The organism is Pseudomonadota bacterium, assembly GCA_034189865.1.
Taxonomy (GTDB): domain Bacteria; phylum Pseudomonadota; class Gammaproteobacteria; order UBA5335; family UBA5335; genus JAXHTV01.
The window spans coordinates 1-23,889 of the sequence record JAXHTV010000005.1 but is presented as its reverse complement, the minus strand read 5'-3'; the positions used below and the strand labels follow the sequence as shown (position 1 = coordinate 23,889).

Genomic DNA, 23,889 nt, shown 5'->3' with positions numbered 1-23,889 from the left:
GTGAATGGGATGACGGAAATCAACGAGGTCTATAGTCTGATCATGCCATTGCATGGTGATCGGCTGTTGTTGCCCAACTCGGCGGTGGCCGAAGTGATCGCGCGCGCGGAACCGGAGCCGGTACGCGACGCTCCGGATTGGTTGTTGGGGGAATTGTCCTGGCAGGGTTGGCGCATTCCATTGGTTTCCTTCGAGCAGGCCAGTCAGCAACCCGCGCCGCCGATCAATGAGCGTTCCCGGATTGCCATCACTTATACCCTGGGCCAGGAGTTGCCGTGCCGCCAGCTGGCGATCCGAATCCAGGGCCATCCGCAGTTGGTACGAATTCAACAGGAAGTTTTAACCACCATCCCGCTGACCGATACGGAGCGCGAGTCGCCGGTCTTGTTTCACGTCCGCATCGGGAATACCCGGGCCTACATTCCGGACCTCGAATTGCTCGAGGATATGATTTACCAGAGCTGGTCACCGCAAAAAGCGAACTGACCGATTCCGGTTGGTAGCGCAGTCAGTCCGGTCAGCGAAAATCGCCCCAAAGCGTCTGGGCGGCCGCGATGGCCGTCAGGGCGGCGGTTTCCGTGCGCAAAATTCGTGGCCCCAGACGAACCCCCTGAAATCCCGCGTCCCGGACGCGGCCCCGTTCGGCTTCTGATAAACCGCCCTCCGGGCCGATGAGCAGCGTCATGCCGGGTGGTGGGTCGATGTCTTTCGGCGCGCGCGTTCCTTCGGGGTCCAAGAACAAGCGGGTTTCAACACTTGCTGTGGTGGTGCTGAGATAATTCGTCAGGTTTTCAATAGGATGGAGCTCGGGTAGACGGTCGCGCCCACACTGCTCGCAGGCGTTCTCAATCACCCCCTGCCAATGGCGCAGACGTTTTTCGGCGCGCGCCGGATCCAGCCGGACCACGGTTCGCTCGCAGATCACCGGGATAATCGCGGAGACTCCCAATTCCACGGATTTTTGTATGGTGAAATCCATGCGTTCGCCGCGCGAGATGCCTTGCACCAAGGTGATGATCAAAGGCGATTCCCGCTCGACCGGAACCCGCTCCGCCAGTCGAATCGAAACGCCTTGACGACCGGTGTCTGCCACCTGGGCGGGGAATTCCCCACCGCGGCCGTCGAACACCACCACCGGATCGCCGGGTCTGAGGCGCAACACGCGCGTGGCGTGCCGTGCGGCTGGCGCCTTCAGTTCGATCTCGGAATGTTCCTTGAGTGGTTCGGGGTGATAGAAACGGGTCACGCGCATGGATCGTTATCGCCACTTTTCTCACGCCGCCACCGCGAGTGAACGATGCCGGCCATCAGTTCTCGCCTCGGGTTGCGTGGTCAATACCGGCGACGGCCACCTCGATCATGCCGTCGATTTGCTCCGGCGTGATTACATAAGGGGGCATGAAATAGACCACGTTGCCCAACGGCCGTAGCAAGTAGCCACGCTTGAGCGCGTACTGATAGACCCGCAAGCCGCGTCGTTCTTGCCAGGGGTAGGTCTGCCGGCCTTGCCGGCTCTGCACCATTTCGACCGCAGCCACCATACCGCATTGGCGTACTTCGCCCACGTGGGGGTGGTCGGTCAGCGCTTGCAGGCGCTGACCCATATGCTCGGCCAGTGCGTGATTGCGTTCGATCACCGGTTCGTCGCGGAAAATGTCCAGCGTCGCCAGCGCGGCCGCACATCCCAGGGCGTTTCCGGTGTAACTGTGCGAGTGCAAAAACGCCGTGAGATTCTCGTAGTCATCGTAAAAGGCCTGGTAGATGGTCTCGTGGGTCATCACCACCGACAGAGGCAGGTAACCGCCAGTCAGCCCTTTGGACAGACAGAGGAAGTCGGGGGTGATATTGGCCTGTTCGCAGGCGAAAAGGGTTCCGGTTCGGCCAAAACCCACCGCGATTTCATCGGCGATCAAATGCACCTGATAGCGGTCGCAAGCCTCGCGTAAGCGCTGCAAGTAGACGGGGTGGTACATGCGCATGGAGCCGGCGCATTGAATCAATGGCTCGACGATGACTGCGCACACTTCTTCGGCGTGACGTGCCAGCAAGGCCTCCATGGCTTCGAACTGGCGCTCGCTGTGTTCGGCCCAACTGCTGCCCGGTTCGCGGTGGTAGCAGTCGGGCGAGGGTGCCTGCAGGCTGTCCATCAGCAAGGGTTGATAGGTTTCGCGGTACAAATCCACACCGCTTACCGACAGCGCGCCCAAGGTCTCGCCGTGATAGCCGTTGGCCAACGAGATGAATCGGGTTTTTTTGCGGGCGCCCCGATTGCGCCAGTAGTGGAAGCTCATCTTGAGCGCGACTTCCACCGCCGATGAGCCGTTGTCGGCGTAAAAACAACGGCTCAGGCCTTCGGGCGTGACCTCAATGAGCCGTTCGCTCAGTTCTACCACGGGTGCGTGGGTGAATCCCGCTGTGATGCTGTGAGGCAATTCGTGGAGTTGTTGCTCGATTCGGGCGCAGATCTTGGGATTGGCGTGGCCAAACAGGTTCACCCACCAGGAGCTGATCGCATCCAGATAGCGTTGACCGTTAAAGTCCTCCAGCCACACGCCTTCGCCCCGGCGAATGGGGATCATGGGAAGACGTTCGTGATCTTTCATCTGGGTGCACGGGTGCCAAAAAACCTGGAGGTCCCGTGCGACCCATTCAGCGTTCGCATCCGGGTTTGTCATGGTGTCTCGTCGCTCCATCTTAAAATATGAATCCGCATGCGGGTGGATTCAGGACTGCACCCCACCCCACGTTCGGGGTGGTGGTGCCATTCAGCGGTGAATTTTTCGGGTTTTGCGTTCGCCCAGCGGCATCATGAAAGCTTTGGAGTTTCGCTGGTAGTTATAGAGAGATTGCTTGGCCACCGGCAGATCTTGTATGCGGGCGGGCTGAAACCCCTGTTCGACAAACCAGTGCGCCGTCTGTGTGGTGAGAACGAATAGCCGTTCGATGCCGCGTTCACGTGCGATCCCGGCGAGGAATTCCAGCAGATCGCGGCCCCGGCCAGATTGTCGATAGTCGGCGTGAACGGCCACACAGGCGATTTCACCTATTGGTTCCGGAGGGTAGCCGTACAGGGCGGCGCAAGCCACGATCACGCCATCCCGCTCCATCACCGCGAAGTTGCCGATTTCCAGTTCCAGTTGTTCACGATCGCGGTGGACCAGAATCCCTTCGTTCTCCAGCGGTGCGATCAGGGCCAGGATGCCGCCCACATCGTCGATGGTGGCTGAGCGGAGTGTATCGTAGCTCTCCGCAGTGATCATGGTGCCGACCCCGTCACGGGTGTAGAGCTCCTGTAACAGTGCGCCATCCTGCCGTCGGGGGACCAGGTGAACCCGTCGAACACCGGCTTGGCAGGCCCGAATAGCAGCGTTGAGTTGCCGGGCCTGCTCGGTGCCGGACGAATACGAACCCTTGAGTTGGGCCGCCTGCCCGGGTGTCAGTTCGTTGATGGTCTGACCGCTGTCGTTATTCAAGGCTTCGGATTCGGTCAGAAATAACAGCTTGTCGGCTTCCAGAGCGCTGGCCACATGGGTGGCCACATCGTGGGCCTGAAGCAGGAACGTTTCCCCTGTGGGGGAATAACCCAACGGGGGAAGCAACACGATCGCGCCATCGTCCAGGTAGCTTCGTATCGCGGCCGCTTCGCTGCGACGGACCAAGCCGGTATGCAGGTGGTCGACCCCGTTGAGGATGCCCAAGGGCCGGGCGACGACGAAATTCCCCGATACCAGTCGCAGCTGGGAAGTGGCCAAGGGTGTGTCGGACAAGCCGCTGGAAAAACAGGCTTCGATGTCGATCCGCAGCGTGCCCACGGCTGCCTTAACGCACTGCAGCGTGGTTTCGTCGGCGATGGGTTGGCCGTCGTGATCGGGAAGGGTGAGGTCATGTCGCGCCAGTTCCTGCGCGATTTGCGGTTCGGCTCCATGCACCAGAATCAGCCGCACGCCAAGGTTGGCTAGTAGCCGGATATCTTGCGCCAGGTTGACGAAGCTGTCGTCAACGGCGGCTTCGCCACCGAAGCAGATGACGAATGTCCGTCCCCGGTGAGCGTTAATGTAAGGGGATGAACCCCGGAACCATTTAATGAAGTTGTCCATCGTTACGCGTGTTGCCTAAGGAGATTGTGAGCCGGCGTATTCCGGAGCCGGTGATAGGCAGAACCGCTCGATCAGTTGCCGCAGCAGTCTGACGGTGGGCTCGATGCGTTCAAGTTGCAAGTATTCGTTCGGTTGATGGGCTTGGTCGATATCGCCCGGCCCGAGTACGATCGACTCCGTGCCCATCTGATTCAGATACGGGGCCTCAGTGCCGAAGGCCACCGCACCCGCCTGGTAGCCCGTCAACGCCTCCGCCGCCTGAACGATCGCGCTTTCGGCCGGCGTTTCCAAGGGTGGCAGGCCGGCGAACAGGGGTTCATGTTCCAGGGTCAAATCGCTGTCGGCAAGTGCCGCCAGCGCACGGGCTTTGAGGAGTGTGCGCAGTTCGTCCACATCCATGCCAGGGAGCATGCGCAAGTCGATATGGAGCTCGCATTGACCGCAGATGCGGTTCGGGTTGTCGCCGCCGTGAATGTGCCCCAAATTCAAGGTCGGAACGGGCACGGTCAGGCCCGGATACTGATACCGCGCCTGCAGCTCGGACCGTAGATCGAGTAACGCGCCAAGGACGCGATACATGCCCTCCAGGGCGTTGCGCCCCAGCGCGGGATCGCTGGAATGACCCGAAGAGCCCAGCACGCGGAAGGTTTCCATCATGATGCCCTTGTGGATCCGCGCCGGGCGCAGGCCCGTGGGTTCGCCGATGACGGCGTAACGTCCCAACGGTCGGCCGCTGGCTGCGATTGCCTGGGCGCCGGCCATGCTGGTTTCCTCGTCGGCAGTGGCGAGCAGGATCAATGGTTGTTGCAACGGCTTGTCGCGATAGGGTGCCAACGCTTCAATGGCCAAGGCGAAAAAAGACTTCATGTCACTGGCGCCCAGACCGTAAAGGCGGCCGCCCCGAATGGTTCCGCCGAAAGGGTCGGAATGCCACAGGGCCTCGTCGTAGGGCACGGTATCCGTATGGCCGGCCAATACTAAGCCGCCGGGCCCGCGTCCTAGGGTGGCGACCAGATTGGCCTTTTGTGGGGCGTCGGCGAGCGGGGTGACTCGGACGTCGAATCCCAAATCATTCAGCCAGTTGGCAAGTAGTTCGATCACGCCCAGATTGCTCATGTCCAACGTCGGCTGGGCGCTGCTCACCGAAGGACGGGCCAGCAGCGCGCGAATCATCTGAAGTGTTTCGGGATGGGCGATTTTCATGGGGCAATTCTGGCGGTTCCCATTGCTCCGGCGCAAGCCGATGAACTTGATTGAGCCGTTGTATGTCCCTTAACTTTGACGTTGGTCTCATAATTCGAAATCGGGTGAGGAAGGCTCGATCTCATCCGATAGATACTAAAGAACAGCGAACGGGGAGCACGGCCGAGTACGGCATCGCGCCTTACCGTTCACCATGCCCGAACGATATGGGGGGGCAATGAAAAGACAACGAATCGGCACAGCCCTTGTTGGTGCCGGCGTTCTTTTGCTGGTCGGCTGCAGCGAGCCGGACGTGGGCGAGGGGCGTTTGGCGGAGATTCGTGCGCGCGGCGAGTTGGTGGTGATTACGCGGAACGCACCCACCACGTTTTACGAAGGTCGGGATGGTCTGGCCGGCCCCGAGTACGAGATGGTCGAAAGCTTTGCCGAATATCTCGGCGTGTCCACTCACTACATTGTCATCGACAACTGGAGTGAAATGCTCTCGCGCATTGAGCGAGGGGATGCAGATCTGGCTGCCGCTGGGATCACGCGCACCTCACGCCGGATGGGTAAATATCTGTTCGGACCCGGTTATCAGACCGTGGAGCAGCAGGTGATTTGTCGTCGCGACGGCGAGTCGCCGCGGGGTGTGGAAGAGCTTTCCGGCATCGATCTTAAGGTTTTGGCAGACAGCAGCTACGAGGAGCGTTTGCGGGCCTTGCGGCGAGATTATGCGGATCTCGAGTGGACCGCGGAGACGGATTTGGGCAGTGAGCAACTGCTGGAAGAAGTCTGGCAAGGGCGAATCGGTTGTACCGTAGCGGATTCCAATATCGTGGCGATCAACCGACGCTACTACCCCGAGTTGGATGTGGCTTTCACGCTGGGCGCGCCGCAAACGCTGGCTTGGGCCATGCCGAAAGGTGCGAGTGAATTGCTCGCCGCGGTGCGGACGTGGTTCGAGGAATACGAGCAGAGCGGCGATTTGGACGATTTGGTGGAGCGCTACTACGGGTTTGTCGATCTGTTCGACTACGTGGATGTCAGCGTGTACCGCCGCCGGATCGAACAGCGATTGCCCAAGTACCAAACGATGTTCGAACGAGCCGGTGAGGAGTATGGCATTCCGTGGTCGCTCCTGGCCGCGCAGAGTTATCAGGAGTCACACTGGAATCCGCGGGCCCGCAGTCCCACCGGCGTTCGGGGGATGATGATGTTGACGCTCCCCACCGCGCGCTCGTTGGGCGTGAAAAATCGGCTCGATGCGCGCCAGAGTATCATGGGTGGCGCGAGCTATTTGGCTCACTTGCGCTCGCGCCTGGACCCGGAGATCCAGGAGCCGGACCGAACTTGGTTCGCGCTGGCTGCCTACAATGTGGGTTTGGGCCACGTTCGGGACGCCCGGCGCTTGACCGAGGAAATGGGGCGCAACCCCAACCTTTGGATCGACCTGAAAGAGGCGTTGCCGTTGTTGTCCGACCGCAAATACTATCGGCGTCTGCCCCACGGTTACGCGCGTGGGAGTGAACCGGTTCGCTACGTTCAGCGGGTTCGGGATTTTCACGACATCCTGGAGCAGCAGCTGGGAATCGGCGTGCCGCAGCAAGAATTCGATCTGATGGTGGAGCGGGCCGCCGCGAACCAATGAAAGTCGATATCTCTAGCGGATTGCTCGCGACGGCCCGTCAATCGCCGTCACCTCACTGCGACGACCGGCCACCCGGCGCCACGCTGGATTTGATCGTGGTGCATGGGATCAGCTTGCCGCCCGGGCAATTCGGCGGCCCGTGGATTGACGCCCTATTCCACGGCACCTTGCCGGCGGATGCCGACCCCTACTTCGCGGATATCGTGGGGATGCGCGTCTCGGCGCACATCATGATTCGGCGCAGCGGTGAGATCGTCCAGTACGTACCGTTTCACCGGCGGGCCTGGCACGCCGGTGTCTCCTGTTACCAGGGGCGGGAGCGCTGTAATGATTACTCCGTCGGTATCGAGCTGGAGGGGGCGGACAATGTCGCGTACACCGAACCTCAGTATCGCCGACTAACGATTGTGTGCAGAGCGCTTCGGCAGGCGTACCCCTCGTTGGGATCGGCACCGATCGTGGGTCATTGCCACATCGCGCCCGGTCGGAAAACCGATCCTGGCCCGGCTTTCGATTGGGTACATTTCGAGCGACTGATGACGGGCTCGGGCCGTTCCATGGTCTAGGCGCGATTCGGTTCCCGGCAGGTATGGTGTTCACGCCATGCTTGGATTACACCATATCCCAGGTGAACTGGCCGATGGCGGGGCTGGCGATGACGATCTGGTCGCCGGGTCGAACCTCGCCCACACCTTCCGGTGTGCCAGTAAATATCAAATCTCCCGGCAGCAGTTGCCAGTGACGACTCAAGAAGCTGATCAACCAGCTAACGGGGAAAATCATGTGGGCGGTGTGCCCGATTTGCCGCAGCTCCCCGTTGACGTGACAGGTCATCTCGATGGCCTGTAAGTCGACGCGACCGTCGTAGGGCATGAACGCACCAATGGGCGCACTTTGCTCGAACGCTTTACACAACTCCCAGGGACGCCCTTGCGCCTTCAGTTGGTTCTGCAAGTCCCGCAGGGTTAAGTCCAGTCCCAAAGTGATGGCGTCGATGTGCTCGGCGGCGCGTTCTTCGGGGATGTTCTCTCCACCGGTTCCCAGCGCCACAACCAACTCGAGCTCATGATGCACGGCGCCACGGGCACGCGGTAGGGCGATGGGCGTGCCGATGGTTTCCAGGCTGGTGCACGGTTTCATAAATACCACGCACTGATCATCTTCGGTCTCTCCCAGTTCGCGAACATGCGCGGCGTAGTTGCGACCGATACAGAAAACGCGTCGGGGCGGAGGTGGTTCGTGCATCTTGGATTTTCCGAGGGCTTCACCGTGACGTCATGAACACGGTTCAGGATAAAGGCCATTGGCCGAAGCTGTTATTAATACCATATCCCCGAGGGTCTATTTTCCGTGTCGAGAAAATCCGCTGTGACCGCGTCGGTTGATTCATCGCGCCGACGTTTTCTATTGCAAAGCCTGTTGGGCGCCGGCCTGCTGACGGTCGGTCCGTTATCGGGGTGGCACCGTCTGGCGCATGCCATTGATCTGTCCGGGAGCCTGTCGGGTCTGGGGCCGCTGGGTGAAGCCGATGCCAACGGCGTACGGTTGCCGGCGGGTTTTACCTCCCGAATCGTCGCCCGCGCGGGGCGCCATCCTCTGGGCCGTGGGCTATACGATTGGCACATTCTGCCCGATGGCGGTGCCACCTTTGCCACCGAGGACGGCGGTTGGATTTACGTCTCAAACAGCGAGATGTTGCTGGTGGGCGGTGTCGGCGCTTTGCGCTTTGCGGCCGATGGCACCTTGCTCGATGCCTATCCGATTCTGATGGGCACCACCCTCAATTGTGGCGGTGGCCCGACACCCTGGGACACTTGGCTGTCTTGCGAAGAGTGGGATGGCGGGCACGTTTGGGAGTGTGATCCTTTTGGCCGGCGGTTGCCTCGAATCCGCCGGGCACTGGGAACCTTTACGCACGAAGCCGTGGCGGTCGATCCCAGCTTCCAACAGTTGTATCTCACCGAAGACGTCGGGGATGGTTGCCTCTACCGTTTCACGCCGGATAACTATCCCGATTTGCGCCGCGGCGTGTTGGAAGTGGCCAGTGTGCAGGGGGACCCTGCCGTCAGCCCGGCCAATGTCGTCTGGTATCCGGTGGCGAACCCGAATCCGATTCTCGGTGGTATCGGTCCTCGGGGTAAGCCCACCCGTTATCAGGTGCCGGAAAGTACGCCGTTCGACGGTGGCGAAGGCATTTGGTATCACGACGGCAAGGTGTATTTCACCACCAAGGGCGATGACAGCCTTTGGGTTTACACGCCGGGTATTGGTGGTGGCACTTTGGAGTTGATTTACCGACGCTCGCCCGCTGCGCCGGGGGATATCCTAGACGGGCCGGACAATGTCACGGTGTTCGCACCGACCGGCGAGGTGCTGGTGGCTGAAGACGGCGGCGATATGCAGATTGTGGTGGTGAACGACCAAGGCGATTTGTATCCGTTGCTGCAAATTGTGGGGCAGGATAACTCGGAGATCACGGGGCCGGCTTTCACGCCCGACGGCAGCCGGTTGTATTTCAGCTCGCAGCGGGGTCCCTCTGGTCGTGGTCCCTTGGGAGTCACCTACGAAATCGCCGGTCCGTTTCCCACCGTCTCGCCCGGCTGACGGGAGTCGTCAGTCCATTAGGCGCTTTTGGGCCTCGCGGTACTTCTCCGCGGTTTTCCGGATCACCTCTGCCGGCAGGTGGGGGCCGGGGGCGGTTTTGTCCCAGTCCAGGGTTTCCAAATAATCCCGGACGTACTGTTTGTCGAAACTCGGCGGGCTGATGCCCGTGCGGTATTGATCGGCCGGCCAGAAACGGGACGAATCCGGCGTCAGCACCTCGTCAATCAGCACCAGACGGTCGTTCTCGTCCAGACCGAACTCGAATTTGGTATCGGCAATGATGATGCCGCGCTCACGGGCGTGGGCCACCGCGCGGCGGTAGATGGCCAGGCTGATCTCCCGCATGGCCTCGGCGTGTTCCCGCCCGATCAGCTCTACGGCTTGCTCGAAGTCGATGTTTTCGTCGTGTTCACCCACTGCGGCCTTGGTGGAGGGGGTGAAGATGGGTTCCGGCAGCGATTCCGCCTGCGTCAATCCGGCGGGCAGCTTAATGCCGCAGACCGCGCCGCTGCGCTGATAGTCTTTCCACCCCGAGCCAATCAGAAAGCCGCGGACGATGGCTTCCACCGGCAGTGCGCGGAAGCGTTTGGCAATGATGGCCCGGCCGGCGACCTGGGCTCTTTCGGCCGGATCGGGTAGGGCGGATTCCAGGGAGATATCCGCCAAGTGGTTGGGGATAAGATCCTGCATCCGATCGAACCAAAAATTGGAAACCGCAGTGAGGACCATCCCTTTGCCGGGGATGGGATCGGGCAACACTACGTCGAAAGCCGAGAGCCGGTCAGTGGTGACGATCAACAGATGTTGTTCGTCCACCTGATAAATATCGCGGACTTTGCCTCGGTAAACCAATGGCAGGCTGGATAGATCGCTTTGGAACAATGCGTCGGCTGACATGTGGGTTGGCGCTCCGGGACTGTGCACGCGCACATGATAGCGCTGACGTCGGCGCCCGTCATGCCAAGGCGGTTTGGTGCGTTTGCCGGGTGTTGGCTTAGTCCATCGCCAGGGGCAGTGCGAGTCGGGCCAGCGTCAACATGTCGCCGAAGCCCGGCATGTCTTTGATCGTGGCACTCTCGGGCAGTTGTAACCGGGTCGGGTCGATGGGTTCTTCGGAAATCTGCTTCAAGCGGTAGCGCTGGTCATAACGAAGTAGGGCCACGTCCTCGCCGAAAACTTCCCGAAATGCCGACTGCATTCGTTCCAGCCGTTGGGATTCCAGCGATTCGGTGTTGTTGTCGGAGAAACGCTGCATGGCGTGTCTCAGCGTCACCAATCGCGGATCTTGGGTCAGCACGTATTCACGGCGTTCGGTTTCGCCGCTCTCGGGGTGGGTCAATTCCGCTTCGTAAACGCGCCCGGAGACACCGCCCCAGTTTTCGGTTCGGCCGGTATCCACTAAATCTTCCGGTTCGGGGATCATTTTGGCGCGTTCGTCGACGCGGCTCATGATGAACTGCGTCACCGACCACTCACTCACCCGGTCGCGAAATGCCTCAACGTCCAAGACGCTGTCGCCGTTGATCAGATACATGCGGCCGTCCAACAACAGCATGTACAGGTCATCTTCGATGGTCATCCGCACATGATTGTCATCCAGGTACTCCACCTGAAACTCGCGGTCGTGCGAAGGCATCTCCCATTGGGCGGTAAGATCGGCCCAGACGACTGACGCGTTGCCGATCGCCCACGTGATGATCAGGGCCCATAATCCGTAACGAGCGGTATTGATCATGCAGCGAACCCTCCGTCCGGTTTCAACTTGCTTGGCAGGTCGACCCGAGCATTTTGCATTGTTGATCGTTTAGCATTGATGATAGACGATCTTTCAAGACCATTTGTTCCCACCGGCGGCCTTGCCACTTTGGGGGTTAACCCAAAGCGCTGGCGCCCGCCCAGAGGTATCAAGAGCGCTCATGAGCTGGAAATCATCACGCAGTTTTGGGATGAGTTTGTTTTTCGTTCTCCTATTGGCTGGCGTCACCCCGCCGTTGGTGGCGCAGGAGCCCGCACCGTCCGAGTTACCGGCCGCCGTGGTCTACAAAGACCCGAACTGCGGTTGTTGTACGCGTTGGGCCGATCATATCGCTGCCGCAGGATTTAAGGTCACTTTGCGGGACGTATCGAACGTCGGCGAAATCAAACGGGAGTTAGGTATTCCGGCCGGCATGGGCTCTTGCCATACCGCGGTGATCGGCGACTACGTGATTGAGGGGCATGTGCCGGTGAAGGTGATACAACGTCTGCTGTCGGAGCGTCCTGACGTTCGCGGTTTGACCGTGCCGGGTATGCCCATCGGTTCCCCCGGCATGGAAGGGCCGCGCCCTCGGGCCTATGAGGTCTATACCTTCGGTGGCGCGTTGGGCGAGACGGTTTACGAACGCGTTCCGGCGCCGTAAGTCGGCATGAAGGAGACGACGGAACCTCAGGTATAGAGCAAAATACCGAAGTAGTGGCTGGCGCTGGCGGCCAAAACAAACACATGCCACACACCGTGCCCCCAGCGTTGCCAGTGCCCGAACACATAGAAAATAACGCCCGCGCTGTAAAGAATGCCCCCCGCCAGCAACCAGGTAAAGCCGCTGGGTGAGAGCGCATCCAACAACTCCGGCAGGGCGATGATGCCCAACCAGCCCAAGATCAAGTAAATAAAAATCGGAACAATGCGGGGGCCACGCCGCGGGAAAACGGTATCCAGAACCAAGCCCAGTATCGCCACCCCCCAAACGGTGCCGAACAGCGTCCAACCCAAGGGGCCGCGCAAGGTCACCAGGGTGTAGGGGGTATAGGTTCCGGCGATGAGGAGATAAATGGCTTGATGGTCGAGGACTCGAAAGACGCGTTTGGCGCGGCCATTCAGGCCGTGGTAGAGCGTGGAGACCAAAAACAGTGAGAAAAGGCTGGTCCCGTAGACGCTGAAGCTGACGATTTTCCAGGCATCGCCGTCGTTCGCCGCGGAGGCCAGGAGTACCACCAGGCCGGCAATGGCCAGCGCCGCGCCGGCCAAATGAGACAGGCTGTTAAAGGCTTCGTGTCGGTCCATGACTGACCCTCCCCGGCATGGTTTGCAGCGGTGGGGAAGGTCCATTATCTCTGATTCGTCCGCATCAGTGCTATGACGTTTCTGAGGCAAAAAAAGGACCGGCCATGCCGGTCCTTGCGACTCGCGGCGGCATTACGCCGCTTGGTTGAACGGTTTCGGCCCGATTATTTGCTGAGCCACTTCACCGCACGTTGCATGTACTGATAGGCCTTCGCGGGATAGGGGCCTGATAAGAACTGCGACGGTGAGAACCAGTTGCTCTGGAACTGAACCGCTTTTCTGTGTGAGAACTCCTGGAAGCCCCAAAAGCCGTGGTAGGCGCCGACCCCGCTGTCTCCGGAGCCGCCGAAGGGCATATTGAAGTTGGCCAGGTGCAAAACGGTGTCGTTGACACAGGCACCGCCCGAGATCACATCGCTCATCACCCGTTTGGCCCGCGATCGATCCTCATCAAAATAATACAGTGCCAGCGGTCGCGGCCGGGATTTCACGTACTGTAGCGCCTCTTGCGAAGAGTTCACCGTTTTGACCGGCAGAACCGGGCCGAAGATCTCCTCCTGCATCACCCGCATGTCTTCGGAGACATTGGTGATCATGGTCATGGGGATGACCCGCTTGCCTTCCGGGATTTGTTCATTGGCCGGGTTCACCTGAACAACGTTTGCCCCTTTGGCGCGGGCATCCTCGATCAAAGCCTGAACGCGTTGATAGTGGCGCTCGTTGACGATCCAAGTGATGTCCGGATTATCGGCGATGGTGGGATAGCGCTTGGTGGCGGCGGCCACGAATGCGTCGAGACAGGCTTGTTCTTTGTTCTTGGGGACCAGCATGTAATCGGGTGCGATACAGGTTTGGCCCGCGTTGATGGTTTTGCCCATCATCAAGCGGTTGACCGCTTTTTCAGCGGGGTAGTCTTCGGTGACGATCACCGGCGACTTGCCACCCATTTCCAAGGTCACGGGCGTGAGATTTTTAGCGGCGGCCATCATCACCCGGCGGCCGATCTCGGTGTTGCCGGTGTACATCAAGTGATCGAAGGGCAAAGCCGAGAAATCAATGGCCGCCTGAACGTCGCCGGTGATCACCGTGACGTAGGAGGGGTCAAAGTATTTGGCGATCAAGTCTTGGATGACATCGGACGTGCGCGGTGTGACGTCCGGCGGTTTGATCATGGCGTGATTGCCGGCGCTGAGCACGCCGACCAGCGGCGAGAGGACCAACATGACGGGGTAATTCCAGGCCCCCATGATGCCCACCACGCCCTTGGGTTGGTAGATGATCCGTCCGCCGGGCATGCCGGAAAACAAGGGCGGGCGCTTGGGTTTGGCCCAGCGCTTGATCTTGCCCTTGGTGAGCTTGATTTCTCCGAGTACCCCCAGCACTTCGCTGGCGATGGTTTCGTGGGCGGAACGATGGCCGAAGTCCGCTTGAACCGCTTTGATGAGTTGATCGGAGTATTCGCCAACGGCTTTGGCCAGAGTGTTCAACGCCTGAACGCGTCGTTCCACCGAGGGGAAACCGTCGTTCAAAATGGCCTGACGCTGATTCTCGAGGATCGACAGGTAAGGGTTCTGCGGGTTGTCGACCTCGGTGAGTTTCGGCGGTCGGATCGGTGTCTTATCCGCCGTGGGTTGTGGACTGCTCATTCCGTTCTCCTCCGTACATATTGTGCCGTTGGCCAGCGAAGACGGGAGTCGCGTTGGTTGCCGTTCGTCGCTGCTTCGGGTGTTTGTCGATATCTCAATCGGAACGAAACCTAAGTATAGTTGAACGGTTGTTCAATTGAGAACAACTTTTTGTTTTTTAACAGTGGAATGGTCAGGGGTTCGTTTAGGGATGCCGGCCGCTGCGCACGTTCTCGGTATGATCCTTAATCCGCCGGCCGGCCGCTTTTTTGAAGCAGCACCACATCCGGGCCGACAAACAACGGCTCCAGACCCCAGCGCTGGCCGATCCAACGAAATGTCGGGCGCGAATAGAAGCACACGTGAGTCGGGTCGCGGGTGTAGTGCCAGCCGGCGAAGCGTGCCCGGTCGATCACCTGCTTGGTCATGACACCGAGCCAGCCTCCGCTCGCCAGCATGCCCACCAGCCGGGGAATTTCCCGGGCCGGATGATAAAGGTGCTCGATCACTTCGGTGCAGGTGATGAACTGGTAAGAGCCCTGCAGAACGTCGGGGCGATTGGCGTAGAACGGGTCGTACAAGGCCACGTCGTGACCAGCCTCTTCCAGCATGGCGGCCAAAGCGGGGCCCGGTCCGCAACCGAAATCGAGCCCCCGGGAACCGGGTGCGAGCCGCATCTTGAGTGGCTCGGCCAGGCGCGACAGAAAATGCCGGTACCCCGGCTCGTCCGGGTCGTTCTCGTGGCGGTCGTACTCCGCTTTCTCCGCCGCCGCATCCAAGCGTTGCGCCGGTGGCACGAAAATCAACGCGCAGCGCCGGCATTGCCAATATTCTCGCTGCTGATCGGCGTGGTAGAGGTCGGTGTCGCGCCCTTGGCATAAGGGGCAGCCGGGATGTGGCATCTAGGTTGGTCCGGGTGATCTGACAGCGTGCTTCGCTGTTGCTATGCTAAACGGATTTTCGCTTTCGCGGTGGCCGATAAGGATTTCGGGCCGCCTATTGAGATCACAGGATGTATCCAAATGATAATCAAGCACCTCCGGGATCCCGGCGAGCACTGGGCTGTGCAAGTCGAGCCGGATCTCACGCTTCGAGGCGTCGACCTGCGCCATCCCGAGCGGCCCACCCTTCATTTCGTTCATGGTGTGGCGTTTGCCAGCAAGCTCTATTGGCCGGTTCTGCGCGAACTGGTCGACGAGAACGGCTTGTTTTTGCAGGATCTCCAGGGCCACGGGGACAGCGATACCGGCGACAGTTATCCCGGTTGGGAGGCCAGTATCGACCGGATCGTGGCGGTGATGGATGCCAAAGGCCTGGATAATGCCGCCGCGCCGGTGGTGGGGATGGGGCACAGCTATGGGGCGTCGTTGCATATGTTGATGGCGGCGGCGGAACCCGAACGCTTTTCGGCGCTGGTGCTGCTCGATCCAATGCTGATGCCGCAAAACATGTTCGAGTTGTTCACCAAGCTGGAGAACAACCCCATGATCGACCGGGTTCGCAAAAAATCGACCCGATGGGACGATCGGGAAACTGCTCGGGAATATTTACGATCCAAGCACGCTTTCAAGCGCTGGACGGACGAGTCGATCGATGCCTTCATCGATCACGCCATGTGGGAAGACGACGGCGGCGGTGTGTCGCTGCGTTGTCCGCCTGAACTGGAGATCGAAGTCCTGGCCAAACCGTTGTTGACCCTTTGGGATGCGGTTGAGCGGCTTAATGTGCCTACCGTCATTCTGTACGGCAATGACCGCATGTCCCCCATCGGCCCGAGTTGCCGCAAAGCGGCGGAGTTGAATCCTTGTATCGAAGCGGTCGAGATGACCGGCAGCCACAATTTCATGCTGGAGCATCCGCAAGAGACGGCAGCCCAGATTCGTGCGGCACTGAACCGTTTGGATGCGGCACTTGTCCCTGAAAAACCCCTGGCTGGGACAGTTTGAGAGACTCGACAAGCTGCCGGCGATTTGCGTATTTGTGACATAGTTACGTTGACGCTTTTCCCGCCTCATTTCTAGCATAGAAACCTGGAACCATTCGGTGTCAGGGCTTCGCTAGTGAAAGGGCGATATTGTGGGATCTGTGTGGAACAGGTGTATCGCTTGGACGACCGGTATGCTGCTGTTATCAGGTCTGGTCGCCTGCTCCGACGAGCAGGGAGCGGCCCGGTTCGTCCAACCGGACGTGATTGACCCCTGTGAACTGTTATCGTGGGAGGATATTCGGCTCGTGGTGCCTGATGCCGCGTCACCGAACGCATTTTCCGTTCACGATGGGTTCAATATGTGCGTTTTCGGTGAGAGCGGTTTCATTCTCTCGGTCTTCCGGGCCCGACCGATGTCCAAGTTGGCCGACGGTTACGAGCGCTGGGGGTATCAGCCGGTCCCGGTGCCGGATGTGGGAGAGTGGGCACTCACCTCGGTCGAGCACCGAACGCAAGTGATCGGCTCGCTGGACGGCAGCAACGGCGAGGTGATTGTGCGTTTGAACATGCGCGGCGTGGAGTACGGCACATCCCGTTTTGACGGGATGGTGTTGCTGCTGGATTTGGCGCTTCAGCGGTTGGCTGAAAACGAAGCCGAGCCGTCGCCTGAAACATCGCCGGTGCCGCAGGTTGCCGGTCGCTGATGCGGTTCGATGCGCGTGCCGCCTTAACGCCGAGCCGCTTTTTCCTGCTGTCGGTCCAGCCGGCGGACGAATTCTTCGATCACCATCTGGTACAAGCGGTCCTTCAGCACCAAATCTTCCACACCCACGTCCAGGTTGGGGTTGTCGTTGACCTCAATGACGAACACCCCCCGGTCGGTTTGCTTGAGATCGACGCCATACAAGCCGTCACCGATCAAATTGGCGGCTTTTAGCGCGGTCTGAATGACATCTTTCGGTGCGTCTTCCACCGCCAGGGTCCGGGCCTCACCTTCGACGAACCGGCCATCAGCCTTGTGTTGGTAGATCTGCCAGTGTCCGCGTGACATGAAATACTGGCAGGCGAACAGCGGTTTTCCGCCTAAAATTCCCACTCGCCAGTCGAACTCGCTGCGGAGGAATTCCTGGGCCAAAATCAGGTCCGATTTTTTGAACAAACGCGTGGCGATCTCGTCGAATTCCGCCGGCGTGTTGGCCTTATACACACCCAGAGAAAACGCGCCGTCCGGAATTTTCAGCACCGCCGGATAGCCCAGTTTTTCCACTTCCGCTGTGGACCGATCGCGTTGCAACACGACTGTACGGGGTGTGCCCACCCGATGGGTGCGCAGCAGCTCGGCCAAGTAGACTTTGTTGGTGCATCGAAGAATGGATGTGGGGTCATCGATGACCACCATGCCTTCGGCTTCGGCCCGTTTGGCGAAGCGGAACGTGTGGTGGTTGATGCTGGTGGTTTCCCGGATGAACAATGCATCCCACTCGGCGATTTGCGGATAGTCCCGCCGGGTAATCAGGTCCACGTCCACGCCCAGCCGTTTTCCGGCGCGGATGAACGATTGCAGCGCCTTGGGGTTGGAGGGCGAGAGGGTATCCTCCGGGTTGTGAAGGATCGCCAGGTCGTAGCGCGACACGGCACGGGCTTTGGGCGCGCGCCACCGTTTGCCCAGATAGCTGTTGAGGGCGTCGGTGAGGGTGCTGCGCTCATCCGTCGTGATATCAGCCGGTCCCCGGGTCGTGATCTTGTGAATTTGCCATTTGCCGCTGCGACGCAGTTGCACGTGCAAAATCGGCGTCGGGAAGCGGTCGAACAGGACATTGGCCAGTGGCTGCAAATCGGCTTGCTGCGTGTAACCGAAATACATGGTGAAGTTGATTTGGTCTTCCTCGTGCCGTTTCAGATGCCGCGCCAGGTCCTCGTCGAGCTCTTCGGTGACCAACTGGTAGATGGTTTTGCGCGATAGATCGAGCATGGTCCGCACCGAGGGAATCACGCGGTGACGGCGGGCCTCCGCCAGCAGGGAGACGTAGTAACCCACGCCGAGATAGCGATAGCTGCGGCAGAGGTTGATCACTTTGACTGTGGGATTGGTCCCGAAATCGTGGCCCGCGATATAGTCACGGGCGCTCAACAACAGGCTCTCGGGCAAGTAATCTCGCCATTCGGCGGGTTGGTCGACGACCACAACGTGACGACTCATACGTGCGCTCCGTGCCGCTTCAGGATGACCACGGCGCGTTGACCGCTGCGTCCGTAACGGGCCATGCCTTCGAACTCTTCACTCAAAATGGGGACATTCATGCAGTCCATGGGCGTCCGGTTTTCCTCGTAATCGACGTAGGGTTCGTGGAGATAGACGATCCCATCGACCACATCGGTGACCACCACCCAGTGCGGGGTTTTTTCGCCGTACAGGCGATAGGAGCTGATCAAGACCACCGGCACAGCGCCCTCCCGAATCGCCGTTTCCAGCTCGTCCACCCGCACTGCACCGTAGCGTACCGCGATGTCGGCGGAGAGAATCTGTTCCTTGAAGTCTTCATGCACCAGGGCGATGACTTCCTTCTTTTCGGCCGAACGGACCGAATCGACAAACAAGGCCTGTTCGTCTTTCAGGATCAACTCGACCTCGTAGCCCCGGCGGTGCGCAGCCAGCGCCAAACCATCGGGGCCGCACCCTCCCAGACCCGAGGTCATGAATATGGTGGTGGCTTCCCGCCAGATTTGCAGTTCCAGTTTGCGGCTCAGCGGCAGGTCCGGATTCAGACTTTTCATCGCCATCATGAGCGAGGCCGGCCCGCAGGTGAACTCCAGGGTTTGGGCATAGTAGGGCACTCGGGTGACACCGCGGTCGGGCTGGGGCGCCAACGACTTTTCCATCCGCACCGCGTCTTCGTGATCTTCGTAGTAGTCCTCTAGTTGCTCCAGCTCGCGATAACCGGCGCTTGAGTACAGCGCTTTGGCTTTCTCGTTGTCTCGGCGGATCTCCAGCCGGATGGCCAGGCAGCCCTGTTCGCGGGAGGCGTCTTCCGCTGCCTCAAGCAGCAATCGACCCACGCCCCGGCCTTGGGCTTCGGGCAGCACGGCGAAGGAATACAGGCGCGCCAGCGCGGTGCCGGCGTGGAAATGGACCAAGGCATAGCCGATGGGGCCGTCACCGGCGTCGTAAATCAAAAACGCACCCTTCCCGCGCTTGAGAAAGTGGCGAAAACTTCGCCGCGAGAGGCGATCGGTTTCGAAACAACGTTGTTCGATCCTGACCAAGGCGTCCAAATCCGCCCAGGTTGCCGGACGAACAAACGTATCGGAAAGGGCTTGAGGACGATGGGACGGCATGGCGCTCACCCTGAAGAATCACTTGGGCAATCAGCGGCTTAAGCCGCTGGCCCGACACATGTACCGGGCCGCGCAATCATGAATGGCGCGGGGTCGTCGGTCAATGGGTTTTTAGCGTACGGCCGTAAGTCGCCGATGGTTCCCGCCGCCGCCGACTGCGCCTGCCAGTTAATTCAGAGAAATCTGATTTAACTCAAATGTAAGCGATCAGGCTGCGCTACGTTGTAGCGGAGGATATCTTTTTGGGCGCTTCGGGATGAGTCATTCGATAGCGTGCCTATGGGACGCCAGGGGGACATGGGGATGAAAAAACAACACGCGATCTACGGTTACGGGCTATCGGAAACCGCCATGCGGGGCGGGCATGAGGCGAGTTCCCGGGCGGACTTGCCCTCGGCGCGGTCCATCATGGTTTTTGGTGTGGGGTTGCTGTTGGTGATGTGGGTTCTGTTTGCCGTCGTTGCCCGCGCCGAATCACCGCTCGGCGGGCATCATGGGATGGCCCACGGACAGAACGCACAGCCGGCGGATACCCGCGAGCCCTTGCCGCTCTCGCCACAAATGGCGGCGCATCAGCTGCGCAACATGCGCGAACATCTGGAGGCGATTCAGCGGATCACCGCCGCGCTGGCGGCAGATGATTTCGAGGGGATTGCCAATGCGGTGCAGCGTATTGGCTTCTCTCCCGCCATGGGTGCCATGTGCGAACGTATGGGGCAGGGGGCGCCCGGCTTCACCGAAATGGCACTCAATTTTCACCGCACGGCCGACACCATTGGCGAGGCGGCCCGGCAACAGGATCGCAACGCGGTGGTGACGGCTTTGAGCAATACGCTGGCGACCTGCACGGCATGTCATGCCCGTTTCCGGCAGGAAATCGTCTCTCCGGCCGCCGGTTTGCTTTCCCCTTAAGGCCCGTTGATCGCCGCTCCGTCCCGGGGCAGGCTGTTCGTTCGACAGCCTGCCCTTTGCTCGTCCTGAAACGAAAGGTTCGGAAAAAGTCGGGTCAGCCTTTTGCTTTCTTTAAGCCTTCCGCCTCCATTACGGCCTGTACGCTAGGCCGCTGACCTATTCGCTCCATGTAAGCCTGCAAATTCGGACAATGGGATATGTCGATCTTTAAAAGTGGTGTCCAGCTGACGACGGTGAAGCAATAGGCGTCCGCCACCGAAAAATCCGCTCCCAGCAGGAAGTCTTGCTTGGACAGCTGTTGATCGATATAGGCATAGCGGTTCTTTAGGTTCTCGTGGACTGTCGCTTTGTACGCTTCCGGAACGGCCGGGTTAAAAAGCTGGCCCGAGGACTTGTGGAGTTCGGTGGAGATGTAGTTGAGCCATTCCTGCAGGTGGTAGCGGGGCAGGGTTCCGTTGGCCGGGGCGAGTCCGGACTCCGGTTTCAAATCCGCGATGTATTGAACGATGGCCGGGCCTTCGGTCAGGACGTCTCCATCCGCCAACTGCAAGGTTGGTACGTAACCTTTGGAGTTGATGGTGGTGAAGTCCACTCCGGATTCGGTTTGTTTGCTACGCAGGTCGACTTTCTCGAGGGCGAACTCCAGCTCCGCTTCCCGCAGCACGATATGGGGCGACATGGAGCAGGCGCCAGGGGAGTAGTACAGCTTGAGCATGACAGCCTCCAAGGGTTCAGGGTTTTATGAATCCGTGTGCGTTTAGACTCAACGGGTGAATCCCGGTTCTTGGGGGATGCGCCGCCGAGTTACGCTTTTCGGTTATGAATCAGTCGATGGACGAAATCGAGTTTTTCCAACGCGTCGTCCGACAAGACAAACGGGTAGAGGTCCGGTTGACCCATGCTGCGATTCAAACTGTTCACGGCGAAGGTAATCGGAAACCAGGCCTTGATGATCCGGTCGAAGTCCGCTTCGTGATAGGGATCGAACTTCGGATGGCTGCGCATTCCCTCGGCCCCGACATGCTTCGGGTCCACTTTCAACCCGAAGTGATAAGCCGTCTCCAGCGTATCGACGATATGAAAATAGTGCGCCCAACTCTCGGCCCAGTCCTCCCAGGGGTGGCTGGTGGCGTAAGCGCTCACGTAGTGGGCCGGCCAATCCGGCGGCGGGCCGTTTTGGTAATGCGCAGCGAGGGCGTCGCTGTAATCGCGGCGATCGTCCCCGAACAGCGCCCGGCACGGTTCCAACCAGGGCCCTTCGCTGACCAACAAGGCCCAATAGTAGTGGCCGATTTCGTGGCGGAAGTGCCCGAGCAATGTGCGGTAAGGCTCCGCCATGGTGAGCCGCTGGCGCTCGCGCTCCGCGGGATCGGCCTCGGCGATATCGAGGGTGATTAGCCCTTCGGCATGACCGGTCATAACCGATTTTGATTCCCGAAATTCCGGGTTGGGGTTGCCGACAAAATCGAACGCCAGCCCGTTGTGCGGCGCCTCCTGCTTTGTTCTGAGGGGCAGGTTAAATCGCAGCAGACTGTAAAAGAGTCGATGCTTGGCCTGCTCGATCTTGCGCCATAAGGACTGCTGGCGTGGGTCGGAAAGATTGGGAATCGTGCGGTTATGGCGACAGGCTGTGCAGAGCTCGCCCGGTCGGGGGACCAGCCAATTGCAAGCTTGGTGTTCGCTGTTAATGCAGTAGAAAAAGACTTGCGAGGTCGTGCCAGGATGATGCCAGTCGCCGTCATCCCCCGGAGCGAGAGTGAGCAGTTCCCGTTGGCCAGGGTCGAATCCCTGCGCGGAGCCGCATGTTGTGCATTGGTCATTCTCGAAGTAGAGCGTTTGCTCGCAGTGACCGCATTCGAACAGTCGCATGATGTTGATCCCCTGGTTTGATTACCGCAGTGAGTGGATCATTAGAGATTCGTAATGCGTGCCGGCGGCATCGGCGTGGGTGCCGTTGATCCCAGCGCCCACGCCGATGCCGGCTTCGATTCAGCAAGTCTAACCTGATTGCAATAAGATCGTTGACGCGTGTCGTTGCACGGCCCGTCACTCATTGCGACCGGCCATGACACCGCCGTCGACATCCCAAATGGCACCGGTGACCCAACCGGCGTCGTCGCTGAGCAGAAAATCGATGGTGGCGGCGACATCGTCGGCGGTACCGATACGGCCGATGGGATGAAATGCATCGAAGCTCGCCAGGGTTTGATCCAGTTCCTCAGGGGCGATGAACGCCTCATAAATGGGGGTTTTCACCACCGCCGGTGACACGGCATTGACCCGGATATGGTGCGGTGCCAGCTCCATGGCCATGTGTTGGGTTAGCGCGTGCAGGCCCGCCTTGGCCATGGAGTAGGCGGACGAAGGCGTGGCCTTGATCGCCTGTTTGGCCCACATGGAGCCGATATGCACGATAGATCCCCCGCCGTGTGCCACCATGTTCTCAGCCACAACCTGGGAAATGAAGAACATCGCCCGGTTCAGATCCATGTACACGTCGTAGTCCGATCGATCATGGTGCAAAAACGGTTTGGGATTGAAATAACCGGCGGCGTTGACCAGGTATTTCAGGTGGCGGTTTTCCTGCGCAAGGAAATCAAGTAAACGCTGGACATCGTCGTTTTGATACAGATCGGTTTGCAGTGTCTCCACCGACCCGATGGGGGCGAGACTCTGCTCCGCCGCGGCCAGCTTGTCGGCCGATCGACCAAGGATCATGGTGGTGATCCCGCGTTTGATAAGACGTTTGGCGGTGGCCAAACCCATTCCGCTGGATCCACCCACCACCAGGGCGAGCGGTTGGTTGTTGTTCATCAGCTATCCTCCACAATGAGCCGTTCTGGGTGGGGCTAGCTTAGAGCGGAGTGTATCCCATTGAACAGCAAGAACAATTCGGTGTGTTAGGTACTTTTTGGTGCATCTTGATGAATACCCATGAGAAAGTTTTTTTGAGAAAATCGGCGCCCGAAAAAAGCGCGCGCATGGTCGAGACGATATTCGGGTGCAAATGGTCTTTGACGGTCTATCAATTGCTCGCCAACGGGATCAATCGGCCGGGCGAGATGGCGCGCAGTGTGGAAGGCCTGAGCACCAAAGTGCTTAACGAGTGCTTACGCAAGAATGTCCGCTTCGGCATCATTGAGCGGGTGGAATTCAAGCAAGTTCCGCCCCGGGTGGAGTACGTGGTGACGCCCTTTGGCACCAAGTTCATTCGAATCCTCGATGAACTGGAAAAACTCCAGAGCGAGATCGATGCCGATGTTTCGTCGGCTTTGCCGGCAAGCCGCTTGGCGGGCGGCGAATCGTGATGGGTATCAGAACGTGACGTCGCGAAATTGCTCGCTCATGAACTCGGCGAACAACCGGACTTTGGCCGATAAATAACGCCGCGCCGGGTACACCAAATTGATGTCCAAAGGTCTGGGCCGGTATGCCGGCATCACCGGTACGATACGTCCCTGTTCCAGGTGTGGGCGGGCAATGAATCCCGGCAGCAAGGCAATGCCTAAGGC

The 23,889-nt window shown here is 59.6% G+C and carries 25 protein-coding genes; 9 read left to right on the top strand and 16 right to left on the bottom strand.

Annotated features, from left to right (window positions below):
* The first annotated feature begins 9 nt into the window (after nucleotides 1–9).
* Nucleotides 10–486, top strand: coding sequence for a chemotaxis protein CheW (locus SVU69_03915; GenBank protein ID MDY6942139.1), 477 nt, complete (start codon nucleotides 10–12; stop codon nucleotides 484–486).
* A 31-nt stretch (nucleotides 487–517) separates the two neighbouring features.
* On the opposite strand, the gene SVU69_03910 is transcribed toward SVU69_03915, so the two are convergent.
* The 4 genes from SVU69_03910 to argE form a co-directional block, all read right to left on the bottom strand.
* Nucleotides 518–1,252: a 16S rRNA (uracil(1498)-N(3))-methyltransferase gene (locus tag SVU69_03910; protein ID MDY6942138.1), complete on the bottom strand. Its 735-nt coding sequence runs from the start codon at nucleotides 1,250–1,252 to the stop codon at nucleotides 518–520.
* Nucleotides 1,253–1,307: 55 nt separating this feature from the next.
* Nucleotides 1,308–2,675, bottom strand: a complete 1,368-nt coding sequence (locus tag SVU69_03905) for an adenosylmethionine--8-amino-7-oxononanoate transaminase (protein MDY6942137.1) — start codon at nucleotides 2,673–2,675, stop codon at nucleotides 1,308–1,310.
* A gap of 90 nt (nucleotides 2,676–2,765) precedes the next feature.
* Nucleotides 2,766–4,097, bottom strand: a complete 1,332-nt coding sequence (gene argA, locus SVU69_03900; protein MDY6942136.1) for an amino-acid N-acetyltransferase — start codon at nucleotides 4,095–4,097, stop codon at nucleotides 2,766–2,768.
* A gap of 15 nt (nucleotides 4,098–4,112) precedes the next feature.
* Nucleotides 4,113–5,300 carry an acetylornithine deacetylase gene (gene argE, locus SVU69_03895; GenBank protein ID MDY6942135.1) on the bottom strand — a complete coding sequence of 396 codons (1,188 nt, stop codon included), beginning with the start codon at nucleotides 5,298–5,300 and terminating at the stop codon, nucleotides 4,113–4,115.
* 217 nt (nucleotides 5,301–5,517) lie between these two features.
* On the opposite strand from argE, the gene mltF reads away from it, so the two are divergent.
* Complete coding sequence (gene mltF / locus SVU69_03890; protein ID MDY6942134.1) at nucleotides 5,518–6,930, top strand: membrane-bound lytic murein transglycosylase MltF; 1,413 nt, start codon at nucleotides 5,518–5,520, stop codon at nucleotides 6,928–6,930.
* Nucleotides 6,927–7,496 carry a 1,6-anhydro-N-acetylmuramyl-L-alanine amidase AmpD gene (ampD, locus tag SVU69_03885; GenBank protein MDY6942133.1) on the top strand — a complete coding sequence of 190 codons (570 nt, stop codon included), beginning with the start codon at nucleotides 6,927–6,929 and terminating at the stop codon, nucleotides 7,494–7,496. Before mltF ends, ampD begins: the two co-directional genes overlap by 4 nt.
* A 46-nt stretch (nucleotides 7,497–7,542) precedes the next feature.
* Here the strand turns inward: ampD and SVU69_03880 are convergent, their stop codons facing one another.
* Nucleotides 7,543–8,175: a fumarylacetoacetate hydrolase family protein gene (locus SVU69_03880; protein MDY6942132.1), complete on the bottom strand. Its 633-nt coding sequence runs from the start codon at nucleotides 8,173–8,175 to the stop codon at nucleotides 7,543–7,545.
* Nucleotides 8,176–8,298: 123 nt separating this feature from the next.
* Between SVU69_03880 and SVU69_03875 the strand changes: the two genes are divergently transcribed.
* Entirely contained in the window at nucleotides 8,299–9,534 is a 1,236-nt protein-coding gene (locus SVU69_03875) for a DUF839 domain-containing protein (GenBank protein ID MDY6942131.1), read from the top strand.
* Nucleotides 9,535–9,543: 9 nt separating this feature from the next.
* Here the strand turns inward: SVU69_03875 and SVU69_03870 are convergent, their stop codons facing one another.
* The gene (locus SVU69_03870) at nucleotides 9,544–10,431 is read right to left on the bottom strand and encodes a phosphoribosylaminoimidazolesuccinocarboxamide synthase (GenBank protein ID MDY6942130.1); all 888 of its coding nucleotides are present in this window, start codon (nucleotides 10,429–10,431) and stop codon (nucleotides 9,544–9,546) included.
* Nucleotides 10,432–10,528: 97 nt separating this feature from the next.
* Complete coding sequence (locus SVU69_03865) at nucleotides 10,529–11,269, bottom strand: hypothetical protein (GenBank protein ID MDY6942129.1); 741 nt, start codon at nucleotides 11,267–11,269, stop codon at nucleotides 10,529–10,531.
* A gap of 181 nt (nucleotides 11,270–11,450) precedes the next feature.
* Here SVU69_03865 and SVU69_03860 point away from each other — a divergent pair, with 181 nt between their 5' ends.
* Nucleotides 11,451–11,933 (top strand): DUF411 domain-containing protein, encoded by a 483-nt coding sequence (locus SVU69_03860; GenBank protein ID MDY6942128.1) that lies wholly within the window; start codon nucleotides 11,451–11,453, stop codon nucleotides 11,931–11,933.
* Nucleotides 11,934–11,959: 26 nt separating this feature from the next.
* Here the strand turns inward: SVU69_03860 and SVU69_03855 are convergent, their stop codons facing one another.
* The 3 genes from SVU69_03855 to SVU69_03845 all read right to left on the bottom strand — a co-directional run bounded on the left by SVU69_03855 (nucleotide 11,960) and on the right by SVU69_03845 (nucleotide 15,104).
* Entirely contained in the window at nucleotides 11,960–12,577 is a 618-nt protein-coding gene (locus tag SVU69_03855) for a hemolysin III family protein (protein MDY6942127.1), read from the bottom strand.
* Nucleotides 12,578–12,741: 164 nt separating this feature from the next.
* Nucleotides 12,742–14,223, bottom strand: coding sequence for a coniferyl aldehyde dehydrogenase (locus SVU69_03850; protein ID MDY6942126.1), 1,482 nt, complete (start codon nucleotides 14,221–14,223; stop codon nucleotides 12,742–12,744).
* Between the two features lie 224 nt (nucleotides 14,224–14,447).
* Nucleotides 14,448–15,104, bottom strand: coding sequence for a methyltransferase domain-containing protein (locus SVU69_03845; GenBank protein ID MDY6942125.1), 657 nt, complete (start codon nucleotides 15,102–15,104; stop codon nucleotides 14,448–14,450).
* Between the two features lie 120 nt (nucleotides 15,105–15,224).
* On the opposite strand from SVU69_03845, the gene SVU69_03840 reads away from it, so the two are divergent.
* Nucleotides 15,225–16,148: an alpha/beta hydrolase gene (locus SVU69_03840; protein ID MDY6942124.1), complete on the top strand. Its 924-nt coding sequence runs from the start codon at nucleotides 15,225–15,227 to the stop codon at nucleotides 16,146–16,148.
* A 172-nt stretch (nucleotides 16,149–16,320) separates the two neighbouring features.
* The gene (locus SVU69_03835) at nucleotides 16,321–16,833 is read left to right on the top strand and encodes a hypothetical protein (protein ID MDY6942123.1); all 513 of its coding nucleotides are present in this window, start codon (nucleotides 16,321–16,323) and stop codon (nucleotides 16,831–16,833) included.
* A 23-nt stretch (nucleotides 16,834–16,856) separates the two neighbouring features.
* On the opposite strand, the gene SVU69_03830 is transcribed toward SVU69_03835, so the two are convergent.
* Both SVU69_03830 and rimI read right to left on the bottom strand, forming a co-directional pair.
* Nucleotides 16,857–18,329: a RimK family protein gene (locus SVU69_03830; GenBank protein ID MDY6942122.1), complete on the bottom strand. Its 1,473-nt coding sequence runs from the start codon at nucleotides 18,327–18,329 to the stop codon at nucleotides 16,857–16,859.
* On the bottom strand, nucleotides 18,326–19,465 hold the full coding sequence (gene rimI, locus SVU69_03825; GenBank protein ID MDY6942121.1) for a ribosomal protein S18-alanine N-acetyltransferase: 1,140 nt from the start codon (nucleotides 19,463–19,465) through the stop codon (nucleotides 18,326–18,328). Before rimI ends, SVU69_03830 begins: the two co-directional genes overlap by 4 nt.
* 303 nt (nucleotides 19,466–19,768) lie before the next feature.
* On the opposite strand from rimI, the gene SVU69_03820 reads away from it, so the two are divergent.
* Entirely contained in the window at nucleotides 19,769–20,377 is a 609-nt protein-coding gene (locus SVU69_03820; GenBank protein ID MDY6942120.1) for a cytochrome c, read from the top strand.
* Nucleotides 20,378–20,471: 94 nt separating this feature from the next.
* On the opposite strand, the gene gstA is transcribed toward SVU69_03820, so the two are convergent.
* The 3 genes from gstA to SVU69_03805 form a co-directional block, all read right to left on the bottom strand.
* Nucleotides 20,472–21,092 (bottom strand): glutathione transferase GstA, encoded by a 621-nt coding sequence (gene gstA / locus SVU69_03815; protein ID MDY6942119.1) that lies wholly within the window; start codon nucleotides 21,090–21,092, stop codon nucleotides 20,472–20,474.
* Between the two features lie 89 nt (nucleotides 21,093–21,181).
* Entirely contained in the window at nucleotides 21,182–22,246 is a 1,065-nt protein-coding gene (locus SVU69_03810) for a putative zinc-binding peptidase (protein ID MDY6942118.1), read from the bottom strand.
* Between the two features lie 177 nt (nucleotides 22,247–22,423).
* On the bottom strand, nucleotides 22,424–23,191 hold the full coding sequence (locus tag SVU69_03805; GenBank protein ID MDY6942117.1) for an SDR family oxidoreductase: 768 nt from the start codon (nucleotides 23,189–23,191) through the stop codon (nucleotides 22,424–22,426).
* A gap of 110 nt (nucleotides 23,192–23,301) precedes the next feature.
* On the opposite strand from SVU69_03805, the gene SVU69_03800 reads away from it, so the two are divergent.
* Entirely contained in the window at nucleotides 23,302–23,685 is a 384-nt protein-coding gene (locus SVU69_03800; GenBank protein ID MDY6942116.1) for a helix-turn-helix domain-containing protein, read from the top strand.
* A 6-nt stretch (nucleotides 23,686–23,691) separates the two neighbouring features.
* Here SVU69_03800 and SVU69_03795 read toward each other — a convergent pair.
* The coding region (locus SVU69_03795) for a LysR substrate-binding domain-containing protein (protein MDY6942115.1) at nucleotides 23,692–23,889 on the bottom strand (198 nt) is incomplete at its 5' end.